Raw genomic sequence first — 257 nt, forward strand, 5'->3', positions numbered from 1 at the left:
AATAAGATGATGCGTAAAAATCTAACGTGGGATTATTTTAAAGCTTTCACAAATAAACAGCTTTCAGATCCAAAAACGAAAAGTATCTATCAAAAAAGAAAGATAGATGTTGAATCAACTTTTGGAAATCTGAAGGCTAATTTGGGTTTCCAAAGATTATCGGTTCGCACACAATCAAAGGTTGAATGCGAATTAGGAATCGCACTTATGGCAGTAAATATAAGAAAACTAGCCAGATAAGTGCTAGTTTTTGTCGT

General features: G+C 33.1%; 1 pseudogene. It reads left to right on the forward strand.

Going from position 1 to position 257, the window contains the following annotated elements:
• Positions 1-231: pseudogene (locus CD122_RS11440) on the forward strand (transposase); the annotation flags it as partial.
• Positions 232-257: the final 26 nt, after the last annotated feature.

The sequence above is a fragment of the Staphylococcus rostri genome, assembly GCF_002902145.1.
Lineage (GTDB): Bacteria > Bacillota > Bacilli > Staphylococcales > Staphylococcaceae > Staphylococcus > Staphylococcus rostri.